The sequence below is a fragment of the Nonomuraea rhizosphaerae genome (assembly GCF_019396405.1).
In the GTDB taxonomy this organism is placed as follows: Bacteria; Actinomycetota; Actinomycetes; order Streptosporangiales; family Streptosporangiaceae; genus Nonomuraea; species Nonomuraea rhizosphaerae.
In genome coordinates, this window is sequence record NZ_JAHKRL010000417.1 from 1 (window position 1) to 25940 (window position 25940).

The window sequence follows — 25940 nt, forward strand, 5'->3', positions numbered from 1 at the left end:
CCCGCCCGCGCGCCCGGGGTCGCACGCGGTGGGGCCGCCCGGCCGCGCACGCGGTGGGGGCCGCCCGCTCGCCGCCGGGTTGGGTACGCTCGCGATCACCGATGGGGCTCGCCTGGCTGGATCCGACACGCAGGCCGTCGGCGGGCCGGGTGCTCGCCGTGGTCTCGGTGGCGCCTGCCCTGGCGGTGGCCGGGTGGCTGCTGGCCGCGTTGCCGCTGCTGATGGCCGGGTGGTTCCGGCCGGTGCCCGCGCTGGTGCTGGGGGTGGCGGCCGCCGGGGCGCTGTGCCGGTTCGGCGCGCGGCGGGCCGCCGAGGTGGCCGGGGCCGGGCCGTGGCAGGTCGCCGGGGTGGTGGCCGTCGCCGTCGGGTCCGGGGTGTTCAACGCGGTCATGCACAGCGAGCAGCTGATCGTCAGGCGCGACCCCGCCACGTACGCGGAGTACGCCGTCTGGCTGGCCCGGCACGGCTCGCTGCCGATCGCGGCCCGGGCGGAGGCGTTCGGCGGGGCCGATCCGGCGCTGGCCTTCGGCAGCGTCGGGTTCTACGAGGCCGGCGGGGCGGTGGTGCCGCAGTTCATGCCGGGGCCGCCGCTGCTGTACGCGCTGGGGGAGTGGGCAGGGGGGCTGCTGGTGACGCCTGCGGTCCTGGGGGCGCTGGCGGTGCTCACGGTGGGCGGCGTCGCGGGGCGGCTGGCCGGCGGGCGGTGGGCGCCGGTGGCGGCGCTGGCGTTCGCGGTGAGCCTGCCGATCCTGTACACGTCGCGGACCACGTTCAGCGAGATCCCGTCGCTGGTGCTGCTGTTCGGCGGGCTGGCGCTGACGTACGACGCCCTCGCGCGGACCGGTGACCGCTCGCCGGTGCCGGGGGCCTTGGCGGGGCTGGTGTTCGGGCTGGCCGTGCTGGTGCGGATCGACGGGCTGCGGGACGTGCTGCCGGTGCTGGCGTACGCCGGATGGCTGGTCGCCATGCGGCGGCTGCGCGGGCCGCATGGCGTGGCCGGGGCGCCGATGCTGCTCGGGCTTGGCCTGGGGGCGGGGCTGGGGGTGATGGCGGCGTACGTGCTGTCGCGACCGTACCTGGACTACCTGTCACGGTCGTTGCAGCCGCTGCTGCTCGTCTGCGCCGCCGTGCTGCTGCTGACGCTCGCCAAGACGGTCGCCGCGCCCCGGCTGGCGAGGCTCCGGATGCCGCGATGGCTGCCCGGGCTGGGGGCGTGGGCGGTGGTGCTGGTCATGGCGGGGCTGGCCGTACGGCCGTGGCTGCAGACCGTACGGCGGGTGCCGGCGACGCCGGAGGACCGGCTGACCGCCACGTTCATCGAGCAGACGCAGCGGGCCGACGGGCTGCCCGTGGACGGCACCCGGCTCTACTTCGAGCTGTCGTCGCACTGGGTGATCTGGTACGTCGGGCTGCCCGCGTTCGTCCTGGCGACCGTCGCGGCGGCGGTGCTGACGCGGCGGCTGCTGCGCGGCGGGGCGGCCGAGTGGCTGCTGCCGCTGGCCGTCGTGGGGTGGACGACGGTGACGACGCTGGTGCGGCCGGAGATCACGCCCGACCAGCCGTGGGCGGCGCGGCGGCTGGTGCCGGTGGTGATCCCGGGGATGATCCTGCTGGCCGTCCAGGGGCTCGGGTGGCTGCGCGATCAGGCGGGCCGGCGGGACGGGCGCCTGTGGCGGCTCGCGGGGGCGAAGGACGGGCGCTTGCGGCGGCTCGCGGGGTCGATAGAAGGTCCTTCGCGGCGGCTCGCGGGCCCGAGGGCCCGGCGGTGGGTGGCCGGGGCCGGGGTGGCGCTGCTCCTGGCGCCGCCGGTCGTCACCTCCATCGGGACCGCGTTCACGCCGGTCGGGCGCGGAGAGCGGGCGGCGGTGGAGGCGATGTGCGCGCGCATCCCGCGCGACGCCTCCGTGCTGATCGTCGAGCGGGTGACGGGCGACCGGTTCACCCAGGTCGTGCGCGGCATGTGCGAACGGCCGACCGCCCAGGTGCGCCACGCCGAAGGACAGGACACCGCGCCGGAGCCGGATGTGCGCCGGTTGGCCGACCGGATCAGGGCCGCCGGACGGGTGCCGGTGGTGCTGGGCGCGGAGGGTTCCCAGGTGGCCCCGTACGGTGCCGCGTCGCAGGTCATGGCCCTGGTCGCCCGACAGGACGAGCGCGCTCTGGTGGACGCCCCGAACGGCACCTGGAGGCTGCTGATCAACGTCTGGATGGCCCTGGCCTGAGGCCGATGTGGACTCGGCTCCCGGCTGGGCAGAGTACCCTCGACGCGTGTGAGCACGCTTGAGACCCCCCAGAGTGGAACCGCCGTGGAAGAGCCGCCCTACGTCACGATCGTCCTGCCCTGCTACAACGAGCAGGACCACGTCATCGACGAGGTGGAGCGCATCACCAAGGCGATGGACTCCAGCGGCTACACCTACGAGCTGGTCGCCGTCGACGACTGCTCGACCGACGAGACGCTGGCCAGGCTGCGCGAGGCCGCGCCGAGGTTCGAGAGCCTGCGCATCCGCGCCTTCCACCGCAACGGCGGGGCGGGCACCGTGCGCCGCATCGGCTCGCAGGAGGCCAGGGGCGAGATCGTCGTCTGGACCGACGCCGACATGACCTACCCCAACGAGCGCATCCCCGAGCTGGTCCAGCTCCTGGAGAAGGACCAGACGATCGACATGGTCGTCGGCGCCCGCACCTCCGAGGAGGGCTCGCACAAGCTGCTGCGCGTCCCGGCCAAGTGGGTGATCCGCAAGGTGGCCGAGAAGCTGGCCGGGCAGAAGATCCCCGACCTCAACTCCGGGCTGCGGGCCTTCCGCAGGACGGTGGCCAAGCCCTACCTGCGGCTGCTGCCGCCCGGGTTCTCCTGCGTCACGACGATCACGCTGTCGTTCCTGTCGAACCAGCACGACGTCTACTACCTGCCGATCGACTACGCGAAGCGGGCGGGCAAGTCGAAGTTCAGCTTCGTGTCCGACGCCTACCGCTACATCCTCCAGGTGCTGCGGATGATCATGTACTTCAACCCGCTCAAGGTGCTCATGCCGCCCGCGTTGTGGCTGGTGGCGATCGGGTTCGTCAAGGGCGTCTGGGACATGATCCAGCACCCGTTCTACTTCCCCGCCAACACCGTCATGATCTTCCTGTCCGGGATGCTCATCGGCTCCGTGGCGCTGCTGGCCGACCTGATCGTCCGGTCCCGGGGCGAATAGCGTGCGCATCGCCATCATCGGCCCCACGTATCCGTACAAGGGGGGCGGGGCGCAGCACACCACCGAGCTGGCGCACCGGCTCTCCGCGCTCGGCCACGACGTGGTGATCGAGTCGTGGCGGGCCCAGTACCCGGCGTTCCTGTACCCCGGGCAGCAGACGATCTCCGCGCCCGAGGGCACCCCCTACCCCCGCACGCACCGCCGGCTCGACTGGCGCAACCCGGCCGGCTGGGTGGCCTGCGGGCGCCGGCTGCGCGGCGCCGACCTGGTGGTCCTGGCCGTCCTGAGCCCGGTGCAGGTCCCGGCCTACCTCGGCGTCCTGTACGGCCTGCGCCACCGGGCCAGGACCGTCGCCCTGTGCCACAACGTGCTGCCGCACGAGCACAAGCCGTACGACAGGCCGCTGGTGAAGGCGCTGCTCAACCGGGTCGACGCGGTGCTGACGCACTCCGACCAGCAGGCGTCGCTGGCGGCGTCCCTGGCCGACAGGCCGGTGAGCGTGGCCGCGTTGCCGCCGCACCTGCCCTCGACCACCGCCGAGCGCTCCGAACAGGTGCGCCGCAGACTGCTGTTCTTCGGCATCGTGCGCCCGTACAAGGGGCTCGACCTGCTGCTGCGCGCCCTGCCCGAGGGGATCGGGCTGACCGTGGCGGGCGAGTTCTGGGGCGGCCTGGACGACACCAAGGCGCTGGTCGAGCGGCTGAGGATCGGCGACCGGGTGGAGCTGCGGCCCGGGTACGTGGCGGCCGAGGACGTGCCCGGCCTGTTCGCCAACGCCGACGCGCTCGTGCTGCCCTATCGCAACGCCACCGCCAGCCAGAACGTCTGGCTCGGCCACGAGCACGGCGTGCCGGTGATCGCCACGCGCGTCGGCGCGCTGGCCGACCACGTGACCGACGGCGTGGACGGGCTGCTGGTCGAGCCCGGCGACGTCGAGGCGCTCAAGCGGGCGCTGACCCGCTTCTACGCGCCGGGCGAGCCCGAGCGGTTGCGGTCGGGCGTCAAGGCGGTCGACCCGGAGCCGTTCTGGTCCTCGTACACCTCCGCCCTGCTCGGCGCCTGACGCCCCAGCAGGAACGAGACCCCGGCCAGCACGAGGTCGGCCAGCGTGAACGCCACCCGCGACAGCACCGCCACCGCCAGGGCCGGGCCGGTGCCGGTCAGCGGCGTCAGCACGAGGACCATCGCGCCCTCGCGCACCCCCACCCCGGCGGGCACGACGAAGGTCAGCAGCCCGGTGGCCCAGGCGAACGCGTACGCGCCGGTGGCGATCACGTAGAGGTCCCACCGGCCCGACAGCAGCCATGTGTGCAGGCCGTACACGAACCAGCCGAGCGTCGTCCAGGTCGTCGCCACCAGCACGGTGCGGCCCGGCAGCACGCTCTCCAGCGGCTCCCTGCGGGCGGCCCGCAGGGCCAGGTTGAGGCCCCAGGTGAGCACCTTCGGGTGCAGGCACACCACGATCACCGGGACGAGCAGCAGCAGGTACCATGCCTCCCGCAGGGCCTCCCGCACGACCTGCCGCGTGGCCAGCGTCGCGGCGGCGATCGAGATCGCCACCCCCAGGTTGATCACCAGCGACAGCGAGATGCACGCGAACGTGCGGCGCGGCGGGCTGCCGTGGTCGCGCCCAAGATCCATCATCGCGGCGTAGGCCCACACCGAGCCCGGGATGTACTTGCCGAGCTGCCCGACGAACATGATCCGCCCGGTCACCCGCAGCGGCAGCGGCGACCCGAGCCCGGCCAGCACCCGCCGCCAGGCGAGCAGCATGCAGAACTGCCCGGCCAGCACGGCCGCGAACGCCCCCAGCAGCGCCGGCGGCGACAGTGCCGCCACGGCCGTGGTCGTCTCACCCCAGTTCCTGGCCAGGCCGTACCCGAGAAAACCGAGCGCGACCAGTGCCAGGACGACGCGCAGCAGGCGACGGAGCATCTGCCAAGGCTAAGTGCGGTTGACCATGATTATCCAGACCACCAGGGCGACCAGCGCCACGGCGGCCAGCACGGTGAGAGTGATCTTGACCGCGCTGTACGGCCGGTCGCCGTGCACCTCGCCGCTGACCCCGTTGATGAGCACCTGGAACGTCTTGCCGCCGAACAGGTAGCAGCCGATCCACACCGGCAGCAGCATCAGCTTGAACGTGACGTTCGTGTAGTGGGTCCGGACGTCGTGCACCCGCTGCTCGTCGCCGCCGATGTCGCGGCGCACGTCGCCGTCGATGACCTTCGCCATGCGGCCCTTGGCCTCCTCCAGGCCGCTCTGCGGCTCGGTGTCGTACCGCAGGCTGTGGTGACCGGTCACGTAGTGCGGGTGGAAGGCCACCGCGCTCTTGAGCGGCCACGGCTCCAGCTTGTCCAGCCGCTCCCTGTCGACCTGCCGCGTGGCGCCCACCAGCACGTCGTCGAAGTCGCGCGAGACCGTGCCGTGGGCGGAGTACCAGCGGGTCCTGCGCACCTGCCGCGTCTTGGTCTGGCCGTTCTCGGTGTAGGTCTCGGTCACCCAGTAGTGCTCGCCGCGCTGGCCGCTGTAGTCGGAGGTGGTGCCCGCGTCGTACGTCCAGTGGGGCAGGTACGTGCTCTTCAGCGACTCCGCCTCGGAGACCTTCTTGAGGCGGTTCGGCGCGAACCAGCGGCTGCGCACCCAGCCCCGCAGGCTCTCGCGGGCGCGGCCCCGGTCCAGCGCGAACGGCAGCACCGCCTCCGGCGCGATCTGCGCGTCCCCCGTGGTGTCGGCGACCAGCGCGGTGCCGCAGAACTGGCACAGCTTCGAGATCGCGTCGCTCTCCGTGCGCGCGTGGCAGCCCGGGCAGGCGAACTGGTGCGGGGCCACCGCCCGTACGCGGGGCTTGGCGAGGAAGGCGTCGTACGAGTGCTCGCGCACCGCCCTCGCCGGAGCGGCGACGGGCTGCTCGAAGCCGCAGTACGGGCAGCGCAGGACGGTCGTGCCGGGCGCGAAGGCGACACTCGCGCCGCAGCCGCCGCACGGGTGCGTGGCCTGGGTGGGGGCGGTCACGGGAGGATCCTTTTCGGGCTTCAGGCGGCCGGGGGCAGCGGCGGCGGGGTCGGGGCGAGCAGGTGCGCCAGCTCGGGGACGTCGCGCGCCATCGTCCACTGGGCCATCCCGGCCTTCCACACCAGCGACGTGGGGACAAGGCCGGCCTGCGCGAGCCCGTTCTGGTCGAGCGGGCCGCGGCGCTCACCGTCGACGCCGATGAACCACTGACGCTGCGGGAGCGGCGGCGGCCCCTGCTGCTGCTGCGGCTGCTGGGGCTGCTGGGGCTGCTGGGGGGAGAGGGCCGCGGCCATCTGCTGGCCGGCGGCGATGCCCATGCCGAGCCCCATGCCCTCGCCGGCGCCGCCCGCGTTCTCCAGCGCGTTGGCCGCCTGGAAGCGCGTGTACTGGCCCAGGTCGCCGACGATCCCCATCTGGGTGCGCTTGTCGAGCGCCCGCTCGACCTCGGGCGGCAGCGAGATGTTCTCGAACGTGAAGCTCGGGACCGCCAGGCCGGAGCCCGCCATGTCCGCCGTCAGCACCTCGGCCATCGTGCGGCCCATCTCGTACTGGTTGGCGGCCATGTCGAGCACCGAGGCGTTCGCCGTGGCCAGGGCGCTGGCCAGCCGGCCCACGACCATCTGCCGCAGGTAGCCCTCGACCTCCTCGGTGCGGAACTGCCCGTCCGTCCCGGCCAGCTCCACCAGCAGCTTGCGGCCGTCGATCACGCGCACCGAGTACGCCCCGAACGCGCGCAGCCGCACCGGGCCGAACTCCGGGTCGCGGACGATGACGGGATTCTGCGTGCCCCACTTGAAGTCGGTGAACTGACGGGTGCTGACGAAGTACACCTCGGCCTTGAACGGCGAGTGGAAGCCGTACTTCCAGCCCTTCAGCGTCGAGAGGATCGGCAGGTTCTGCGTCTCAAGGGTGTACGTGCCGGGCGGGAAGGCGTCGGCGATCTGGCCCTCGTTGACGAACACGGCCACCTGTGACTCGCGCACGACGAGCCTGGCGCCCATCTTGATCTCGTTGTCGTGGCGGGGGAAGCGCCAGACGATCGTGTCGCGGCTGGAGTCCAGCCATTCGACGATGTCGATGAACTCGCCCCGGATCTTGTCGAAGAGCGTCATGTCTTCCCCGTCTGTCCGATATGTCACGAGGCGAGAACCGTACCAAAGCGCTTCGGCAGGCAGGGGCACTTCTGACGCGGGTACTGTTGGGCGGCGTGGGTAAGGAACGGGTCGCACAGCTGGAGTACTCCGAGTTCCAGTCGGCGATGCTCGACGAGGACAAGCGCCGGCGCAAGGCCGCGAAGATCATCGCGGTGCTGGAGCACTTCCACGGGCCGCTCGACGGGCTGACCGTCGGCGACGTGGGCTGCTCGGCCGGGTTCATCGCCGACGAGCTGGCCGCCGCCGGGGCCGGGCACACGCTGGGCATCGACATCGACGTGCCGGGGCTGCGCAAGGCCGCCGACCGGTTCGGGGCGCGGGTGGCGTTCGTGTGCGGCGACGGCACCGCGCTGCCGTTCCCCGACGGGTCGGTGGACGTGCTGGTGTTCAACCACATCTACGAGCACGTGGTCGACCCCGACGCCGTGGTGGCCGAGATGCGCCGGGTGCTGTCCGACGACGGGGCCCTCTACCTGGGGCTGGGCAACCGGCTCGGGGTGATGGAGCCGCACTACAAGCTGCCGTTCCTGTCGTACCTGCCCGCCGGGCCGGCCGACCGCTACGTGCGCGCCTTCGGGCGGGCCGACCACTACTACGAGCGCTTCCGCACGCGCCGGGGGCTGCGGCGGATGCTGCGGGCCTTCCACGTGTGGGACTACACCTTCCCGGTGCTGGCGACGCCGACGCGCTTCGCCGGGTCCGAGCTGTTCCCCGGGGCCGTCGGACGGGCCGTCCAGGCGGTGCTGGCCCGTACGCCCCGGGCGGTGCTGCGGCTGCTGCTGCCGGTCGTGCCGACGTATCTGTGGGTCGCCACCAAGACGCCCCGCCGGCCGGCCGGGCCCGCGCTCCCGCAACCCCCGGAACGGGTCCGCCCCCTGTGAACCCCCGCCACCCCGCCACCCCCTCCCCGCACGGGGCCGTACCGTCGCCACAGTCCGGCGAACCCGACCCCAGCCCGAGGCCCCCCCGAACCGACCATCTGGACGCCACCCACCCCGAGGCCGCCCGTGCGGAGGCCGCCCGTGCGGAGGGTGCTCGCCCCGCGACCGACCCCTCCGCGACCGACCGCCCGGAGGGCGACCGCCCCGCGACCGACCGTCTGGAGGCTGGCCTCCCCGAGGCCGGCCCTCCTCTTTCTCACGAGGGCCCCCAGCCCGAGCGGGCAAGCGATGCCCCCCGAGGCGGCAAGGGGAGCCGGTCGTGGGTCAAGAAGGCCGTCCGCCTGACCTTCCTCGCCGTCGCCCTGGGCTTCGGCGTCTGGGCCGTCGCCTCCCAGTGGGACGAGGTGGCAGCCGGTTTTGCCCGCCTGAGCTGGCAGTCCCTGGCCGGTTCCCTGCTCGGCGTGGTGGCCGCGCTCCTGGGCGCCATGCTCACCTGGCGCACCCTCCTGGCCGACCTCGGTTCGCGGCTGCCGCTGCGCCCGGCGGCCAAGGTGTTCTTCGTCGGCCAGCTCGGCAAGTACATCCCGGGCGCCGTCTGGCCGGTGCTGGCGCAGATGGAGATGGGCCGCGACCTGGGCGTCCCGCGCCCGCGCAGCGCGGCGGCGTTCTTCCTGATGATGCCGATCCAGCTGGCCAGCGGCCTGCTCGTCACGGCGGTCACTCTGGGCTGGGAGCGGTTCGGCTGGCTGCTGCTCCTGGCGCCGGTCCTGCTGGTGCTGCTGGAGCCGAAGGTGATCAACGGGCTGATCGGGTTCGGGCTGCGCAGGCTGGGGCGCGAGCCGCTCGAACGCCCGCTCACCCGCCGCGGCATGCTGACCGCCCTCGGGTGGGCGCTGGCGGGGTGGATCGCGTACGGGGCGCACCTCTACTTCATCTCCCCGCAGGGCGGGCTGATCTTCGCGATCGGCGCCTTCGCGCTGTCGTGGTCCCTGGGCATCATGTCGTTCGTGGTGCCCGCGGGAGCGGGTGTGCGTGAAGTGGTCATGGTGGGCGTGTTGTCGCCGGTCATGCCCTCCGGGCCGGCTCTCGCCGTGGCGCTTTCGTCGCGAATTGTCATCGTTGTCGGTGACCTGATCTGCGCCGCGACGGCGGGAATCGCAGCTCGTCGCGACTCGGTGTGATTTGGCCCACGATTTAGGGGAGGTTGGTCATAGGCTGAACCCAAGAGGGGGACGACAGATCCCACGTTGATCTTGAGGGGAGAAGATCTACGTAATGCCTCGAGTGCTCGTTGACGCAGCGGCGGTCCCCGCGGACCGTGGCGCGTTGATCAGATATGTGGACGGGCTCGTCGCCGGGCTCCATCGGGCCGGCGCCGACATCGCGGTCGTCTGCCAGCGGGCCGACGCCGACCGCTACGGGCGGCTCGCGCCCTCGGCCCGGATCATGCCGGGCCCTGTCGCGATCACCAACCGAGCGGCCAGGATCGCCTGGGAGCAGACCGGCGTGCCGCTGCTCGCCCGCCAGGCGGGGGCGCAGGTCATCCACGCGCCTTACTACTCGATCCCGCTCAGGGCGGGCATACCGACGGTGGCGACCGTGCACGACGTCACCTGGTTCACCGAGCCCGAGCAGCACAGCGCGGTCAAGGCGTCGTTCTTCAGGTCCGCCACCCGCACGTCCGTCCGGCACGCCGCCCGCGTGATCGTGCCCTCGAAGGCGACGAGGGACGAGCTGATCCGCGTGCTCGCCGCCGACCCGACCCGCATCGACGTCGCCTACCACGGCGTCGACCAGAAGCTCTTCCATCCGCCGGACGAGGCCGAGCTGGTGCGGGCGGTCAGCAGGTGCGGTCTGCACGGCCGCCCGTACGTGGCCTTCCTGGGCGCGCTGGACCCCCGTAAGAACGTTCCGAACCTCATCCGCGGCTTCGCCATGGCCGTCAAGAGCCTGGACGACCCGCCCGCGCTGGTCCTGGGCGGCGGCCTGCACGAGGACGACGTGGACGCGGCCTGCCGCGAGGTCGAGGCGACGGTCAAGGTGGTGCGGCCGGGCTACCTGCGCATCCCCGACCTGCCCGGCTTCCTGGGCGGGGCGCTGGTCGTGGCGTTCCCGTCGCGCGGAGAGGGGTTCGGGCTGCCGGTGCTGGAGGCGATGGCCTGCGGCGCGCCGGTGCTGACCACCCACCGCACCTCGCTGCCGGAGGTGGGCGGCGACGCGGTCGCCTACACCGAGCCGGACGTCGAGAGCATCTCCGCCGCGCTCGGCCAGTTGCTCGCCTCGCCCGAGCGCAGGCGGCAGCTGCGGGAGGCGGGGCTGGCCAGGGCGCGCGAGTTCACCTGGGAGGCATCGGTCGAGGCGCACCTTCACTCGTACCAACGCGCGATCGAATAGTTATTAGGTACTCTCACCGAGTGATGGAGAGCTCTTTGCCGGCCCTAGAGGCGATCCTCCTGGTCGGAGGGCAGGGCACTCGCCTGCGTCCGCTGACGCTGGGCACGCCCAAGCCGCTGCTGCCGACCGCGGGGGTGCCGTTCCTGGCGCACCAGCTCGCCCGCGCCCGTTCGTACGGGGTCCGCCGCATCGTGTTCGCGACCTCGTACAAGGCGTCCATGTTCGAGCCGGTCTTCGGTGACGGCTCCGCGTTCGGGCTCACGCTCGACTACATGACGGAGGAGACGCCGCTCGGCACGGGCGGCGCGATCCGCAACGCCGCCGAGGCGCTGACCTGCGCTCCGGGCGACCCGGTGCTCATACTCAACGGCGACATCCTCTCCGGCCATGACATAGGCGCTCAGATCCGCACTCACCAGCGCGGATCCGCCGCTGTAACGCTCCATTTGACCGAGGTGGACGATCCCTCCAGGTTCGGCTGCGTGCCGACCGACGACGAGGGACGGGTGACGGCGTTCCTGGAGAAGACCCCCAATCCGGTGACGAACCGGATCAACGCCGGGTGCTACGTCTTCACCCGGTCGGTCATCGACTCGATCCCTCAGGGTGAGGTCGTGTCGGTGGAGCGGCAGACGTTCCCGGGGCTGATCGAGGCCGGCGAGCCGGTGCTGGGGTACGCCGACCGCACGTACTGGCTGGACGTCGGCACGCCCGCCGCCTTCGTGCAGGGCTCGCGCGACCTGGTGCTCGGCCGCCTGGAGTCGCCCGCGCTGCCCGGCCCGACGGGCGAGTACCTGGCGCTCGACGGCGCGCGGGTCTCGCCGGAGGCCAAGGTGCACGGCGGCTCCACGGTCGGCGCCCGCGCGGTCGTCGAGGCGGGCGCCTCGGTGACCGGCAGCGTGCTGAGCGACGACTGCGTGATCCACGCGGGCGCCACGATCACCGACTCCGTGGTCGGCCGGGGCGCGCGCGTGTGCGCGGGCGCGGTCGTGTGCGACGCGGTGGTCGGCGACGGCGCCGTGGTGGGCGCCGGCAACGAGCTCCAGGCGGGGGTGCGCGTGTGGCCTGGCATCGAGCTGCCGGAGTGCGCGGTCCGCTATTCGAGCGACGTCTGAGCGGTTCCGGGCGGTGGAGCGCGTCTGGGTCCCCGGCGGGCCGCTGGACGTGGGGTTGCTCCTGCACCCCCATCGGCGCGGCGCGGGTGACCCGGCGTTCCGCGCCACGCGTGACGGGGCGGTCTGGCGCACGTGCAGGACCCCTGAGGGGCCCGGCACCCTGCGCGTGAGCGTGCGGGCGGGCGCCGTGCACGCTCAGGCGTGGGGGCCGGGCGCGCGGTGGCTGCTGGAGGCGCTGCCCGGCATGCTCGGGGCCGACGACGACCTGTCGGGGTTCAGCGTGCGGCACGCCGTGCTGCAGGACGTCGCCAGGAAGCACGCGGGGCCGCTCATCGGCAGGACCGGCCGGGTCATGGAGGCCCTGGTGCCGGCCGTGCTGGAGCAGAAGGTCGTCGCCAGGGAGGCGTGGCGGGCCTGGAAGTGGCTCCTGTACCGCTACGGCGAGCCCGCTCCGGGGCCCGCCCCCGACGGGATGCGGGTCGTGCCTGAGGCGGCCGTGTGGCGTGAGGTGCCGACCTGGCACTGGCACAAGGCGGGCGCCGAGATGGTGCGCGCCAGGACGATCGCCACCGCCGCCTGGCACGCCGACAAGCTGGAGGCCGCCGCCACCAGCGAGGAGCTCGACCGGCTGCTGCGCGCGCTGCCGGGCGTCGGGGTGTGGACGTCGGCCGAGGTGCGGCAGCGGGTCTTCGGCGACCCCGACGCGATCAGCGTGGGCGACTACCACCTGGCCAAGCTGGTCGGCTACGCGCTGACCGGGGAGAAGACCGACGACGCGGGCATGCTGCGGCTGCTGGAGCCGTACAAGGGGCATCGCCACCGCGCCTCCGTCCTGGTGTGGCTCACGGGCCTGCGCCCGCCCGCGCGCGGGCCGAGGGCGCCGGTGCGGGATTACCGGACAATTTGACCCGACCCTGAGTGCGGGGGGTGAACTCAGCCCGTCGTAGTGTGCCGGTATGAGTCTCGTCAGTGAATCCGCGCTCCGCCGTGCGCTCGCACGGGCCCGCGACGGCAAGGCCCTGGACGTCACCGAGGCGGCCGTGCTGCTGCACGCCCGCGGTGAGCACCTCGACACGTTGCTCGAACACGCCTCCCGCGTACGGGACGCCGGACTGGAAGCCGTCGGCAGGAAGGGGATCATCACCTACAGCAGGAAGGTGTTCATCCCGCTGACCCGGTTGTGCAGGGATCGCTGTGGTTACTGCACGTTCGCGACAGCGCCCCACAAGCTGGACGCGCCCTTCCTCAGCCCCGACGAAGTGCTGGAGATCGCCCGGCAGGGGGCGGCGATGGGCTGCAAGGAGGCGCTGTTCACGCTGGGGGACCGGCCCGAGGACCGCTGGCACCAGGCCCGCGAGTGGCTCGACGCGCACGGCTACGACGACACGCTCTCGTACGTGCGCGCCATGGCGATCCGGGTGCTGGAGGAGACCGGCCTGCTGCCGCACCTGAACCCCGGCGTGCTGACCTGGCGCGACCTGCAGCGGCTCAAGCCGGTCGCGCCGTCGATGGGGATGATGCTGGAGACGACGTCGCGGCGGCTGTTCGAGGAGAAGGGGCAGCCGCACTACGGGTCGCCGGACAAGGACCCGGCGGTGCGGCTGCGGGTGCTGGAGGACGCCGGGCGGACGAACGTGCCGTTCACGACGGGCATCCTGATCGGCATCGGCGAGACCGTCGAGGACCGCGCCGAGTCGATCTTCGCGATCCGCCGCGTGGCGCGGGAGTACGGCGGCGTCCAGGAGGTGATCGTCCAGAACTTCCGCGCCAAGCCCGACACCGCCATGCGCGGCCTGCCCGACGCCGACCTGCAGGAGTTGGCCGCCACCATCGCCGTGGCGCGGCTGGTGCTGGGGCCGCGGGTGCGGCTGCAGGCGCCGCCCAACCTGGTGGACTCCGAGTACGAGCTGATGATCCGGGCCGGGATCGACGACTGGGGCGGGGTGTCGCCCCTCACGCCCGACCACGTCAACCCCGAGCGGCCGTGGCCGCAGATCGACGACCTCGCGGCCCGTACGGGAGAGTCCGGCTTCCAGCTCAAGGAACGTCTGACGATATATCCGGAATATGTGCTGGCCGGGGAGCCCTGGCTCGACCCCCGCCTGATCGCCCACGTCCGGGCCCTGGCCGACCCGGACACCGGCCTGGCCCGCGCGGACGCGGTCCTGGAGGGCCGCCCCTGGCAGGAGCCCGACGGCGGGTTCGCCACGGCCGGGCGTACGGACCTGCACGTCGAGGTCGACACGACCGGGCGCACGCACGACCGGCGCGACGACTTCGACCACGTCTACGGCGACTGGGACGCTCTGCGCGAACGACTGGATCCCGCCGCACACGTTGCGCCGGACTCCTCCGATGGGGTTCTCGCCGCACCGGCGCCGGGAGGGCGGCCCGTGCACAGCGAGGTGCGGGAGGCGCTGAAGCAGGCCGAGGCGGATCCGGCCGGGCTGACGGAGGCGCAGGCCGTGGCGTTGCTGTCGGCCGAGGGGGAGGCGCTGGACGAGCTGGCCCGCATCGCCGACGAGCTGCGCCGGCAGGTGGCCGGCGACGACGTCACGTACGTCGTCAACCGGAACATCAACTTCACCAACGTCTGCTACACCGGCTGCCGGTTCTGCGCGTTCGCCCAGCGCAGGACCGACGCCGACGCGTACACGCTGAGCCTGGACCAGGTGGCCGACCGGGCGGAGGAGGCGTGGGCGGCCGGGGCGACCGAGGTGTGCATGCAGGGCGGCATCCACCCGGACCTGCCCGGCACCGCCTACTTCGACATCGCCAGGGCGGTGAAGGCCAGGACGCCGGACATGCACGTGCACGCGTTCTCCCCGATGGAGGTCATCAACGGGGCGAGCCGGACGAACCTCTCGATCGAGGACTGGCTGCACGCGGCGAAGGAGGCCGGGGTGGACTCGCTGCCGGGCACGGCGGCGGAGATCCTCGACGACGACGTCCGGTGGGTGCTCACCAAGGGCAAGCTGCCGACCAGGGAGTGGATCGACGTCATCACCACCGCGCACCGGGTGGGCCTCCCGACAACGTCCACGATGATGTACGGCCACGTGGACACCCACCTGCACTGGGTCAGGCACATCAAGCTGATCAGGCGGCTGCAGGAGGAGACGGGCGGGTTCTCGGAGTTCGTGCTGCTGCCGTTCGTGCACACCAGCGCGCCGATCTACCTCGCCGGCGTGGCCCGGCCGGGGCCGACCGCGCGGGAGAACCGGGCCGTGCACGCGCTGGCCAGGATCCTGCTGCACGGCGCCATCGGCAACATCCAGTGCTCGTGGGTCAAGCTCCAGGACGACCTGTGCCACCAGGTGCTCCAGGGTGGCGTCAACGACCTCGGCGGGACGCTGATGGAGGAGACGATCAGCCGCATGGCCGGGTCGGAGAACGGCTCGTACAAGACGATCAGCGAGCTGCGCGCGATGGTCGAGCGGACCGGCCGCCCGGTGCGGCAGCGCACCACCGGGTACGGCGTCCCGGACGCCGGGCGGCTGGCCGCGTCGGCGGCGAGCGACGGCGTATGCCGGAGCGTCAGGCGGGTGCTGCCGCTGGCTTAGATATAACAAGTTCTACCGACTCTTGCGTCAGTCGTGGGCGGCGCTGGGAGAATCGCAGTCCCCTGGAGAGAGGTGCACCGTGCGGCTGGGTCGACACCGCGCAGCGCTGCCCGTCGAGCAGCGCCGCAGGAAGGCGCTACGGCGTGGCGTGCTGGCCGGGGCGGCGGCGGTCGCCATCGTGGCCGCCGGCGTGGTCGTGATCTTCGGCGGCGGCGGTGCGCTGTGCTCCACACGAGAGCCTGTTCTGGTCAGCGTGGCGGCGGCGGTGGACGTGGCGCCGGTGGCGATGGAGGCGGCCGGGAAGTTCAACGACGCCCGGCACACCGTCGGCGCGCGCTGCGTGCTCATCCAGGTCACCGAGCAGCCCCCGGCCACCGTGCTGCGCACGCTGATCGGCGACCGGGCGGGGATCTTGCGCGAGCGGCCGGACGGCTGGATCGCCGACTCCTCCGCCTGGATCCGGCTGGCCCGCAAGCAGGGCGCGAACGCGCTGCCCACGGGGGAGAGCGTGGTGGCGACGTCGCCGCTGGTGTTCGCCACCCGGCAGTCGCTGGCGCAGCGCTTCTCCGTGGGCAAGACGGAGATGAACTGGCGGATGGTCTTCCCCTCGACCGTGCGCGGCCGGCTCACGCCCAACGCCAACGAGCCGGACATTGTCCGCGTGCCGGACCCGTCCCTGGCCGGAGCGGGCATCGCCACGGTCGCCGCCGCCAGGGACGTCGTCGGGAACGGGCCGGAGGCCGACAAGGCGCTGACCGCGTTCGTCCGCTGGGCGCAGGCGGGCTCGGCCCCCGACTACCGCTCGATGCTGGCCGCCGTGGACGACCACGCGTTATGGAAGCGGCCGGTGGTGATCGTGCCCGAGCAGTCGGTGTGGACGCACAACCAGCCGCCCGCCGCGGACCCGGTCGTCGCGCTGCACCCGCGCGAGGGCACGATCAACCTCGACTACCCGTACGTCGTCACCGCCACCGACCCGACGGTGGCGGAGGCGTCCACGCTGTTCGCCGACTGGCTGCGCGGCGCCGAGGCCCAGGAGCTGGTACGGCGGGCCGGGTTCCACTCCGGCGACGGCTCGCAGGGCCCGATCTCGCCCGGCCCGGAGATCCCGTCCGGCGCCCCGAGGACCAGGCCGTCGGTGTCGCCGGAGGACATCGACAACGCGCTCCAGGCGTGGAGCAGGCTGGCCCCGCCGACCAACATCCTGGTGCTGGCCGACACCTCCAAGCACATGGCCGACAAGCTCAAGAACGCCACCCGTCTCGGCGTCGCGCTGTCGGCGGCCAAGATCGGGCTGCAGCTCTTCCCCGACTCCACGTACATGGGGATGTGGGAGTTCGCCGACGGGCTGGGCGGGGGCAAGGGCTACCAGCAGCGGGTCGGGCTGGGGCCGATCACCCGGCCCGAGAGCGGGCAGATCATCCGCAGGAGCGTGCTCGACCAGCTCACCACCACGATCACCGCCCACCCCGGCCGCGACAGCTCGCTGTACGACACCATCGCCAACGGCTTCGCCGAGGTCGAGCGCGGCTACCGCGAGGAGATGAACAACACCCTCCTCGTCATCACCTCGGGCAGGGACGACGGCCGCGGCGCCACGCAGGCGGAGCTGCTCAGGAAGCTGCACGACAGGTGGGACCCCAACCGGCCCGTCCAGATCGTCATCATCGCCTTCGGCACCGGGATCGACCGGCCGAGCCTGGCCGAGATCGCCTCGGCCACGAACGGCTCCCTGCACGTCGCCCAGCAGCCCGACGAGATCATCGACGTCTTCCTCGCGGCGCTGGCCCGCCGCCTGTGCCACCCCACCTGCAAGCCGACCACCTGAGTCCGTCCAGGTGGCCGGCTCGGCACCTCATCCTGAACGGGTCACACGCGCTGCCAGAGGGCGGGCACGTTCGGCGGCTCCCAGCCGGAGAGCGAGGTGTGCGCCTGGATGCAGCGGTAGGACAGGCCCGCGTAGGTGACGCTCGCGCCCACCGCGTACGACACGTTCGGCGCCCAGGTGCCGCCCGGGACGGTCGGGGTCGGCGTGGGCGTCGGGGTGGGGGTCGGCGTCGGGGTGGGCGTGGGGGTCGGGTTGCCGGTGCCGCCGCCGAAGTTCAGGTCCACGCAGGCGTAGAAGGCGTTGGGGGTGTCGGCGATGTTCCAGACGGCCAGGACCTTCTGCCGGCCGCTGTAGCCGGAGAAGGTCACCGGGTGGGAGACGGTCGCGCCGGGCTGCCTGCCGCCGTCGTTGAACGACTTCACCAGGTTGCTGCCGATGTAGTACTCCCAGGTGCTGGTGGCGTGTCGGGCGGTGAGCGTCCAGTTGAAGGTCACCGTGTTGCCGACCGACGTGACCGGCCAGGGCTTGCTCTCGTCGCTGAGCTGGGCGAAACGGCCCACGTTGCCGTGGCAGTTGCGCACGCCCTTGGGGCCTTCCACGCTCTGCGGCTCGTAGATGATGTCGCCGCAGTTCGGCACCTTGCCCTGGGCGCAGAACGCCTGGCGGCTGGGCGGGGAGTTGATCCAGCCGTGGGCCATGGCGGGCTCGGCGACGTACATGGTCGTGGCGACGGTGATCACCGCCATGGTTAAGACCGTGAGCAGCCTTCTCATGGGATGGGCTCCTTTACATGGGGGGATGCATCAAATGTAAAGGAAACCTTATTAACAGTAAATGCCTGTTGACAGACTGTCAGCCACCCCGCCGACGCACGTCGACGGGGTGGCGCGCGCCAGTGGGGTGGCGCGCTGGGTGACGCTCCAGGGGGTGGCGCGCGCTGGGTGGCGCGTCAGCGGGTGACGGTGAAGTCGGCCGGGTCGCGGGGCGGTCGGTCGCGGGGCGGGGCCGCGGCGTGGCCCACGGCGACGCAGCCCATCGGGTCCCAGGAGTCCGGCAGGTCGAGCACCTCGCGCACCACCGGGCGGCAGAACATCGTGGACGACACCCAGGCCGAGCCCAGCCCCTCGACCGCGAGCTGGACGAGGAAGTTCTCCACCCCGGCCCCCGCCGCGACGACGAACATCTCCCGCTCCGACGCGTTGCGCCGGTCGTCGCGGTAGGTGTGCGAGCCCTCCATCACCAGGCACGGCACCACCAGGTACGGCGCGTCGCGCAGCACGTCACCGCGCCGCACCCGCTTGGCGATCGACTCCTCGGTGAACCCGTCGCCGCGCAGGTCGGCGACCCACGCCTCGCGCATGGCGTCGAGCAGCTTCGTCCTCGTCCCGGCCGACTCGACCAGCACGAACCGCCACGGGGTCGTGTGGTGCGGCGCCGGGGCGGCGATGCCGGCCGCCACCGCCCTGCGCACCGCCGCCGGATCCACCGGCTCGCCGGAGAACTCCCTGATCGTCCGGCGGGCGAACACGACGTCGCGCGAGCCGTACCGGAACATGTCCTCGTCGGCGGGCCGGATCAGCGGCCGCACGCCCGGCCCGTCGTCGGAGGTCACCAGGTGGGACAGGCCGCGCACCACGGCGACCGGGACGCCCGCGAGCTTGCCCTTGACCAGCTCGGCCGCCGCCGCGATCTCGTCGGCCAGGGCGGTCACGGTGGCGTTGAGCGGGTTGCCGTGCGTGTCGACGCCGCCGCGCAGGTCGTCGAGCGGGGTCACGCCCGCCGCGCCGATGGCCACGTCGGTCAGCCCGTGACGCCACGGCCGCCCGAACGTGTCGGAGACGATCACTCCCACCTTCGCGGCCAGCCCCGCCCTGATGCGGCGGGCCGAGGCGTCGCTGTCCTCGGGCAGCAGCAGGACCGTGCCGGGCTCGGTGTTGGAGGCGTCGACCCCGGCGGCGGCCATGACGAAGCCGTGGCGGGTCTGCGAGATGACGGTGTCGCCGCGCCTGGCCACCACGCGCACGGTCTCGTCGGCGATGGCCGCCTGGCGGTCGGGGGCGCGCCGGACGCGGCCCTCCGCCTTGCTGACGATCTTCGAGGTGACGACGACGATGTCGCCGTCGCGCAGGTCGGCGCCGGCCAGCAGCACGGCGATGTCGTCACCCGGCCGCACCTCGCCGATCCCGGTGACACCGAACACCTCGACGCGGCCGGCCGGGGCGCTTTCCGGCCCGGGGGGAGCGGTCGGCGGTGGCGGCGTCATCGGGCCAGCTCCAGGGCCAGGTCGAGGGCGGCGCGGGCGATGTCCGCCGCCGCGTCCGCGTCATGCATGATCAACGGCCGGGCGCGCACCGTGACGCCGTCGAGCGCCACGCCGGAGTCCTCCTCGGCCACCAGCCAGCCGTCGACCAGCTCCGCCCCGTACAGGCCGAGCACCGCCTGGGCGCTCGTCCCGACGCCGATCGCGGTCAGGCAGGCGTCGGCCATGCCGCGCACCGGCGCGCCGCCGATGATCGGCGAGACGCCCACCACGGTCTTGGCCTCCAGCGCCGCCCGGACGCCGGGAACCTGGAGGATCGTCCCGATGCTCACCACCGGGTTGGACGGCGGCAGGATCACCACGTCGGCCTCCTCGATCGCCTCCAGCACACCGGGCGCGGGCTTGGCCGTCTCCACCCCGACCAGCGCGATCGACTCGGCGGGCACGGAGGCGCGCAGGCGCACCCACCACTCCTGGAAGTGGATCGCCCGCCGCCCGCGCTCGTCGGTGATCACCACGTGCGTCTCGCAGCGGTCGTCGCTCATCGGCAGCAGCCGCACGCCGGGCTGCCAGCGGGCGCACAGCGCCTCGGTGATCTGCGACAGCGGGTAGCCGGCCTCCAGCATCTGCGACCGGACGATGTGCGTGGCGAAGTCGCGGTCGCCCAGCCCGAACCACTGCGGCTCGACCCCGTACGCGGCCAGCTCCTCCTTGACCGCGTGCGACTCCTTGGCGCGGCCCCAGCCCTGCTCCTCGTCGATGCCGCCGCCCAGGGTGTACATGACGGTGTCGAGGTCGGGGCAGACGCGCAGCCCGAACAGGGTGATGTCGTCACCGGTGTTGCCGATCACGGTGATCTGCGAGTCGGGGGCGGTCGCCCGCAGACCACGCAGGAAGCGGGCGCCGCCGATGCCGCCCGCGAGGGACACTATTCTCTCTGCCGCGTGCATGCGGCCCAGTCTTGCACCGGCCTGCGACACGGCCTGTCCCGGGAGTCAGCTTTACAACGCTTCGGGCGGAGAAACCCCAGCAAATAGTGACCAAGGGGCACGTACGGCATGTAAGAGGTTGCTGGGACACCCGCATACTGTCGGGGCAATGTGGCACACTCCATCGGGGTACAAGGGTGGTTCGATGGGGGTAGTTGTGAGCAAACTCGACGTAGCCCGGCTGCGGGAGCCTGCCGCCTGGCTCATGCTCGCCGCGGGCGCGACGAACATCCTCGTGTCCATCGGCAGGGTCGTGGTCGGCTCGTCCGGCACGACGGGCGGCTCGGTCATGACGTTCGCTGAGCGCGCCTTCGCCAACTTCGGCAACTTCACCAACCCGGTCACCACGGCCCTCCTGCTGGGCGCCGTCCTGTTGCTGACCAAGGTCGGGCCGCCGTCGCCACAGGCCAGGGCGATGGCGTACGGGTCCGGGGCGGTGCTCGCGCTCGCCACGGTGTTCGGGGCGATCACGCTGGTGCTCGGGGTCCTCGGCGACAACGTCATCCGGTTGTCGATCGAGTTCGTGCTCAGAGGGGTGCCGGCGCTGGCGCTGACGGCGCTCGCCTTCGTGTACCTGCTGCCGCAGCTCATCCCCGACCGTCCCGCCGCGCAACCGCAGCCGCAGGGCTTCGGCCAGCCCTTCCCCCAGGGCCCATACGGGCAGCAGCCCCCCAGCGGCCAGTTCGGCCAGCAGCCCGACTTCGGCCAGCAGCCCGGTTACGGTCAGCAGCCGCCGAGCGCGCCCTACCAGCAGCCTCCCGCCGAGCAGCCCGCCTTCGCCGCCCAGCAGGCTCCCGACCAGCCCCCCTACGGTCAGCAGCCTCCTGAGCAGCCGCCTTACGGCCAGCAGCCCGCCGCGCAGCCCCCGGTGCAATCACCGATGCAATCCCCTGGGCAGACCCCCGCACAGCCCCCCGTGCAGCCGGCCGCCTACGGCCAGCAGCCGCCGAGCTACGGCGGCGCCCCGGTGGAGCAGCCCGCCGCCTACGCCCAGCAGCCCCCCTCGGCCGCCCAGCCCGTCGCGGAGCCCCTCGTCCAGGCCGAGCAGAAGCCGGAGTACCAGCCGGCCCCGTACGTCCCGGCCGACAGCCAGCCCAGCCCGTTCTCCCAGCCGTACAACACCCCTGAGCCCCAGGCCGGCCCGTTCTCGCAGCCTTACAACACTCCCGAGCCGCAGGCGGGCGCGTTCTCGCAGCCTTTCAACACCCCTGAGCCGCAGGCGGGCGCGTTCTCGCAGTCGTACAACACGCCGGACCCGCAGGCCGGTGCGTTCTCCCAGCCGTACAACACGCCCGAGCCCCAGGCGGCCGGCCCGTACGCGCTGGCGGGCGACACCCCGCCCAACCCGTTCGCCCCGGTGAACCACCAGCCGAACCCCTGGGCCCCGGCCGAGCAGCCGCCGCCCCCGCCCCAGGGCGGCCAGCCGTTCACCGGCTACTCCGGCCACGAGTACGCCACCCCGAACGCCTACCAGGAGCCCGACCCCCCGGTCGACCCGCGTTCCCAGCAGCTCCTGGACGCCTACCAGCAGGCCGAGACCTACCAGCACACGACGCCGCCGCCCGGCCAGGGCCCCGACCTGCGGGTGCCCGACTACACCAGTCAGCAGCAGCAGGCCACCCCGTACGACGGCCCGTTCGGCCACCCGCAGCAGCCGTTCCCCGGCTCCCAGCAGCAGTACGAGCCCCAGCCCGGCCAGTACGAGCCGCAGCCCTACCAGGGCCACCACCAGGCCCCTCAGCCCCCGCCCGGACAGCCGCAGTGGGGCGACCCCGTGGGGGAGTCGACGATCAAGCTCGACCAGTCGATGTACCCCGGTGACGCGCTGGGCGATCAGCAGCCGGGAGAGGCCACGATCGACCCGACCGCCATATACACCCCCAACGACCCACGCAGGTAACGGACCGTTAAAAGCACGGCCAGAGAGAAGGTGGGCATCGGGCGGGCGTCCAGGACGCCCTGCTACGGTTCGGACCGCTGACAGCGTTGAAGCACACCAGGCCAAAGCCGTGGATCCAGGGCGGAGGCATGCGTGCGAACTCCACATGCCATGCGCACCGGGGCGAGAGCTGGTCTTTCCCCGGATAGCGGCATGCCGCTTGACGCCACGTGCGACACGCGCGTGTAATTACAACCATGTTGTTACGCCTTCCTGTGGGTGGGTAGTAAGGAAGGCGTTCCATGGGGGGCTCCATTGCGGGCGGGCGGCAGGGAGGTGTGCAGTGACCGATCTGGTCATCGCACAGGATCAGCTTGACGCTGAAGAACTCGGATGGCAGGAGCGCGCACTCTGCGCGCAGACTGATCCTGAGGCGTTCTTCCCGGAGAAGGGCGGCTCTACCCGAGAGGCCAAGAAGGTCTGCCGATCGTGCGAAGTCCGTGCCGAGTGCCTGGAGTACGCACTCGAACACGATGAGCGATTCGGCATCTGGGGTGGGCTGTCCGAGCGGGAACGCCGACGGATCAAGCGCCAGGCCGTCTAAGAGATACAGGCGAAAGGGTCACGCGGGATGCCGCGTGACCCTTTTTCGCATTATGGTGGGCGCGTTTGATCCCCATTCGTGGGATCCACCCGGCTTCGCCGCACCCCGCAGGAGACGCGCCCGATGTCCCGTCCCTTCGTCACCGCGATCGTGGTCGCGCACGACGGCGCGCGCTGGCTCGGGGAGACGCTGCGGGCGGCGCTGTCCCAGAGCCACCCGCCGGACTGCCTGGTCGGCGCCGACAACGGCAGCAGGGACGGCTCCGGCGACGTCCTGACCAGCGCACTCGGCTCCGGCAACGTCCTACGACTGCCGCGCTCGACCTCGTTCGGCGAGGCCGTCGCCGAGGTGCTGGACAAGCTGCCGGCCGGCGACCGGCAGGAGTGGATCTGGCTGCTGCACGACGACTGCGCGCCCGACCGCCGCGCGCTGGAGCTGCTGCTGCACGAGGCCGCCCGCAACCCGAAGGCCGCGGTGCTGGGACCGAAACTGCGCGACTGGCTGGACCGCAAGCGGCTGGTCGAGGCGGGCGTGACCGTGGACCGCACCGGCCGCAGGGACACCGGCCTGGAGCCGCGCGAGATCGACCAGGGCCAGCACGACGGCACGCGCGAGACGATGTCGGTCTCCACGGCCGGGATGCTGATCCGCCGCGACGTCTGGGACCGGATCGGCGGGCTCGACCCGTTCTTCCCGCTGTTCCGCGACGACCTGGACCTCTGCTGGCGGGCGCGCAACGCCGGCCACCGCGTGATGATCGTCACCAGCGCCGTCGCCTGGCACGCCGAGGCCGCGGCGCGCAGGCGGCGGCGCATCACCGTCAGCGGCGACCACCCGCGCCGGCTCGACCGGCGCAACGCGATCTTCGTGGTCATGGCGAACCTGCCGTTCCGCGCGCTGCCGTGGGCGCTGGTCCGCAACGTGTTCGGCTCGTTCCTGCGCACGCTCCTGTACGTGGTCGGCAAGCAGCCCGCCAACGCCCTGGACGAGATGGTCGCGCTCGGCTCGGTCCTGGTCCACCCGATCAGGCTGCTGAAGGCGCGTCGCGCCCGCCGCCACGGCCGCAAGAAGGGGTACGCCCGGACCAAGCCGCTGCTGACGCCGCCGGGCGCGGCCTACCGGCGGCTCAGCGACATGGTCCAGAGCTTCATGGCCGGGCAGGGGCCGGTCGGCTCCGAGGGGCAGCACCACCAGGCGTCCCTGGCCCCGGACGAGGACGACGAGGTGGTGCCGGAGGACACCGGCGCGATCAAGCGCTTTCTCGGCCGCCCCGGTGTGCTGCTCGTCCTCGCGCTCACCGTGATCACCCTGGTCGCCGAACGCTCGCTGCTGGGCGGCGAACGGCTCGGCGGCGGCGCGCTGGTCCCCGTCAGCGGCGGCGCGGACGACCTCTGGCGCTTCTACACCGAGGGCTACCACACCATCGGGCTCGGCTCGACGGACTGGGCGCCGCCGCACGTCGCGGTGCTGGCCGCCCTGTCCAGCCTGGCGTTCGGCAAGACGTGGCTGGCGGTCTCCGTGCTGTTGCTCGGGTGCGTGCCGCTGGCCGGGGCCTCGGCCTACCTGGCGACCCGGCGGATCATCCCCTCCGTGCTGGCCCGCGTGTGGCTGGCGGCCACGTACGCGCTGCTGCCCGTCGCGACGGGGGCCATCGCGGCGGGACGGCTCGGCACGGCCGTGGTGTTCGTGCTGCTGCCCGTCTACGCCGCGCTCGCCACGAACCTGCTGTCCGGCGAGCGCCGCCGCGCCCGGCGCGCGGGCTGGGGGCTCGGGCTGCTGCTGGCGGTGGGGACGGCGTTCGTGCCGCTGGTGTACCCGCTGTTCGCGGTGCTCGGCGTGCTGGCGGCCGTGGCGTACGGGGGCGTGCGCCGGGGCGTGGTGACCTCGATGGCCATCGCCCTGGCGGTGCCGGTGGCGCTGCTGTTCCCGTGGCTGGCCGGGCTGGTGCTCGACCCCGGCAGGCTGCTGCTGGAGGCGGGGCTGCACGACGTCTCCCTGGTGGACCAGGGGCTGGCGCCCGAGTCGCTGCTCGGGTTCAGCCCCGGCGGGCCCGGGATGCCGCCGTACTGGGTGACCGGCGGGCTCGTCGCCGCCGCGCTGGCGGCGCTGCTCATGCGGGCGCAGCGGATCATCGTGGCCATCGGCTGGGGCATGGCGGTGTACGGGGTGCTGGCGGCGATCCTGGTCAGCCGGGTGAGCGTCGACGGGGCGCGGGCCTGGCCGGGGGTGCCGCTGGCGTTCGCCGCGACCGGGCTGCTCGTGCTCGTGGGGCTGACCGCGCACCGGCTGGCCGAGTCCCGGGCTGCGGGCGGGCCGCGCAGGCTGGGGGCCTGGCTGGTCGTGGCGGTGGCGTTCAGCACGCCGGTGCTGGCGGCGGGGTTCTGGGTGGCCTCCGGGGTGCGCGGGCCGTTGCGGGGGGACGCGCCGGACGTCATGCCGGCCCTGGCGGCGCTCCACTCACGGCACGGCGAGCGGACGCTGGTGATCAAGGGGTCGGGGTTCACGGTGCTGAGCGGGCGCATGCCGCTGATCGGTGAGTCGGAGCTGCCCGCCGTGGCGGGCACGCGGTGGTCGGCCGCGGAGGGGCCGGACGCGCAACGGGCGAGCGGGCAGGGGCCGGACGCGCAAGGGGCGGACGCGCGGCGAAAGGTCGCCCAGGCGGCTCAGGGGCTGGCCGGGGCGCGCGGCGGCAAGGACGCCGCCACGCTCGCCCAGCACGGCGTGGCGATGGTCGCCGTGGCCCCGCCGGTCCGGCCGGAGCTGGTCAAGGCGCTGGACTCCGAGCCGGCCCTGGTGCGGCTGAGCCTGTCGGACGCCGGCGGGCTGTGGCGGCTGCTGGATCCGGTCGTGCCCGTCGTCGCGCAGCCGGAGAGCGTGCTGCACCGGCCGTGGCTGTGGACGCAGGCGGCGCTGACACTGCTCGTGGCGGTGCTGGCCGCGCCCGGCAGACGCGAACCCGCCGCCGAGCGCGCGGACGCGCCGGCACCGGTGCTGGCGGCCGCCTCATGACCGGCCGCCGCGCCGCGGGCCGCCGCGGGAAACCCCCCCAACCCGAGCC

At 72.8% G+C, this 25940-nt stretch carries 19 protein-coding genes; 13 read left to right on the top strand and 6 right to left on the bottom strand.

Annotated elements, in window-relative coordinates:
- The 3 genes from KME77_RS21450 to KME77_RS21460 form a co-directional block, all read left to right on the top strand.
- The coding region (locus tag KME77_RS21450) for a hypothetical protein (RefSeq protein WP_308250811.1) at positions 1-2222 on the top strand (2222 nt) is incomplete at its 5' end.
- 48 nt (positions 2223-2270) lie between these two features.
- Complete coding sequence (locus tag KME77_RS21455; RefSeq protein ID WP_219470538.1) at positions 2271-3200, top strand: glycosyltransferase family 2 protein; 930 nt, start codon at positions 2271-2273, stop codon at positions 3198-3200.
- 1 nt (position 3201) lies between these two features.
- Positions 3202-4263 (top strand): glycosyltransferase family 4 protein, encoded by a 1062-nt coding sequence (locus KME77_RS21460; protein ID WP_219470539.1) that lies wholly within the window; start codon positions 3202-3204, stop codon positions 4261-4263.
- On the opposite strand, the gene KME77_RS21465 is transcribed toward KME77_RS21460, so the two are convergent.
- The 3 genes from KME77_RS21465 to KME77_RS21475 are packed head-to-tail and all read right to left on the bottom strand — an operon-like array spanning position 4164 to position 7327.
- Positions 4164-5135 carry a lysylphosphatidylglycerol synthase transmembrane domain-containing protein gene (locus KME77_RS21465; protein WP_219470540.1) on the bottom strand — a complete coding sequence of 324 codons (972 nt, stop codon included), beginning with the start codon at positions 5133-5135 and terminating at the stop codon, positions 4164-4166. The genes KME77_RS21460 and KME77_RS21465 overlap by 100 nt on opposite strands.
- A 9-nt stretch (positions 5136-5144) precedes the next feature.
- Complete coding sequence (locus KME77_RS21470; protein ID WP_219470541.1) at positions 5145-6215, bottom strand: TFIIB-type zinc ribbon-containing protein; 1071 nt, start codon at positions 6213-6215, stop codon at positions 5145-5147.
- Positions 6216-6235: 20 nt separating this feature from the next.
- Complete coding sequence (locus KME77_RS21475; RefSeq protein ID WP_219470542.1) at positions 6236-7327, bottom strand: SPFH domain-containing protein; 1092 nt, start codon at positions 7325-7327, stop codon at positions 6236-6238.
- A gap of 95 nt (positions 7328-7422) precedes the next feature.
- Between KME77_RS21475 and KME77_RS21480 the strand changes: the two genes are divergently transcribed.
- The 7 genes from KME77_RS21480 (at position 7423) to KME77_RS21510 (ending at position 17150) form a co-directional block, all read left to right on the top strand.
- Positions 7423-8250 carry a class I SAM-dependent methyltransferase gene (locus KME77_RS21480; protein ID WP_219470543.1) on the top strand — a complete coding sequence of 276 codons (828 nt, stop codon included), beginning with the start codon at positions 7423-7425 and terminating at the stop codon, positions 8248-8250.
- A complete protein-coding gene (locus KME77_RS21485) occupies positions 8247-9431 on the top strand; it encodes a lysylphosphatidylglycerol synthase transmembrane domain-containing protein (protein WP_308250812.1) in 1185 nt (394 codons plus the stop codon). Before KME77_RS21480 ends, KME77_RS21485 begins: the two co-directional genes overlap by 4 nt.
- A gap of 145 nt (positions 9432-9576) precedes the next feature.
- Positions 9577-10644, top strand: coding sequence for a glycosyltransferase family 4 protein (locus KME77_RS21490; RefSeq protein WP_246610401.1), 1068 nt, complete (start codon positions 9577-9579; stop codon positions 10642-10644).
- A 35-nt stretch (positions 10645-10679) separates the two neighbouring features.
- Positions 10680-11759 (top strand): mannose-1-phosphate guanylyltransferase, encoded by a 1080-nt coding sequence (gene manB, locus KME77_RS21495; protein ID WP_246610403.1) that lies wholly within the window; start codon positions 10680-10682, stop codon positions 11757-11759.
- Positions 11760-11772: 13 nt separating this feature from the next.
- Positions 11773-12666 (top strand): DNA-3-methyladenine glycosylase family protein, encoded by an 894-nt coding sequence (locus tag KME77_RS21500; protein ID WP_219470546.1) that lies wholly within the window; start codon positions 11773-11775, stop codon positions 12664-12666.
- A 49-nt stretch (positions 12667-12715) separates the two neighbouring features.
- Complete coding sequence (locus KME77_RS21505) at positions 12716-15322, top strand: bifunctional FO biosynthesis protein CofGH (RefSeq protein ID WP_219470547.1); 2607 nt, start codon at positions 12716-12718, stop codon at positions 15320-15322.
- Between the two features lie 79 nt (positions 15323-15401).
- Positions 15402-17150 (top strand): substrate-binding and VWA domain-containing protein, encoded by a 1749-nt coding sequence (locus KME77_RS21510; RefSeq protein WP_308250813.1) that lies wholly within the window; start codon positions 15402-15404, stop codon positions 17148-17150.
- A 41-nt stretch (positions 17151-17191) separates the two neighbouring features.
- Here the strand turns inward: KME77_RS21510 and KME77_RS21515 are convergent, their stop codons facing one another.
- From KME77_RS21515 to cofD, 3 genes are all read right to left on the bottom strand, one after another.
- The gene (locus tag KME77_RS21515) at positions 17192-17923 is read right to left on the bottom strand and encodes a lytic polysaccharide monooxygenase (protein ID WP_219470548.1); all 732 of its coding nucleotides are present in this window, start codon (positions 17921-17923) and stop codon (positions 17192-17194) included.
- 176 nt (positions 17924-18099) lie between these two features.
- Complete coding sequence (locus KME77_RS21520; RefSeq protein WP_219470549.1) at positions 18100-19413, bottom strand: coenzyme F420-0:L-glutamate ligase; 1314 nt, start codon at positions 19411-19413, stop codon at positions 18100-18102.
- Positions 19410-20360: a 2-phospho-L-lactate transferase gene (gene cofD, locus KME77_RS21525; RefSeq protein ID WP_219470550.1), complete on the bottom strand. Its 951-nt coding sequence runs from the start codon at positions 20358-20360 to the stop codon at positions 19410-19412. Before cofD ends, KME77_RS21520 begins: the two co-directional genes overlap by 4 nt.
- 184 nt (positions 20361-20544) lie before the next feature.
- Between cofD and KME77_RS21530 the strand changes: the two genes are divergently transcribed.
- The 3 genes from KME77_RS21530 (at position 20545) to KME77_RS21540 (ending at position 25891) form a co-directional block, all read left to right on the top strand.
- On the top strand, positions 20545-22299 hold the full coding sequence (locus tag KME77_RS21530; protein WP_219470551.1) for a hypothetical protein: 1755 nt from the start codon (positions 20545-20547) through the stop codon (positions 22297-22299).
- A gap of 322 nt (positions 22300-22621) precedes the next feature.
- Positions 22622-22882, top strand: coding sequence for a WhiB family transcriptional regulator (locus tag KME77_RS21535; protein ID WP_049564653.1), 261 nt, complete (start codon positions 22622-22624; stop codon positions 22880-22882).
- Positions 22883-23005: 123 nt separating this feature from the next.
- Entirely contained in the window at positions 23006-25891 is a 2886-nt protein-coding gene (locus KME77_RS21540; RefSeq protein WP_219470553.1) for a glycosyltransferase family 2 protein, read from the top strand.
- Positions 25892-25940 lie beyond the last annotated feature (49 nt).

Excerpts from the sequence above, each read along its gene's own strand:
- KME77_RS21520 (WP_219470549.1), bottom strand. The coding sequence starts at position 19,413 with ATGACGCCGCCACCGCCGACCGCTCCCCCCGGGCCGGAAAGCGCCCCG.
- KME77_RS21515 (WP_219470548.1), bottom strand. The coding sequence starts at position 17,923 with ATGAGAAGGCTGCTCACGGTCTTAACCATGGCGGTGATCACCGTCGCC.
- KME77_RS21530 (WP_219470551.1), top strand. The coding sequence starts at position 20,545 with ATGGGGGTAGTTGTGAGCAAACTCGACGTAGCCCGGCTGCGGGAGCCT.
- KME77_RS21465 (WP_219470540.1), bottom strand. The coding sequence starts at position 5,135 with ATGCTCCGTCGCCTGCTGCGCGTCGTCCTGGCACTGGTCGCGCTCGGT.
- cofD (WP_219470550.1), bottom strand. The coding sequence starts at position 20,360 with ATGCACGCGGCAGAGAGAATAGTGTCCCTCGCGGGCGGCATCGGCGGC.
- KME77_RS21540 (WP_219470553.1), top strand. The coding sequence starts at position 23,006 with ATGTCCCGTCCCTTCGTCACCGCGATCGTGGTCGCGCACGACGGCGCG.
- KME77_RS21505 (WP_219470547.1), top strand. The coding sequence starts at position 12,716 with ATGAGTCTCGTCAGTGAATCCGCGCTCCGCCGTGCGCTCGCACGGGCC.
- KME77_RS21475 (WP_219470542.1), bottom strand. The coding sequence starts at position 7,327 with ATGACGCTCTTCGACAAGATCCGGGGCGAGTTCATCGACATCGTCGAA.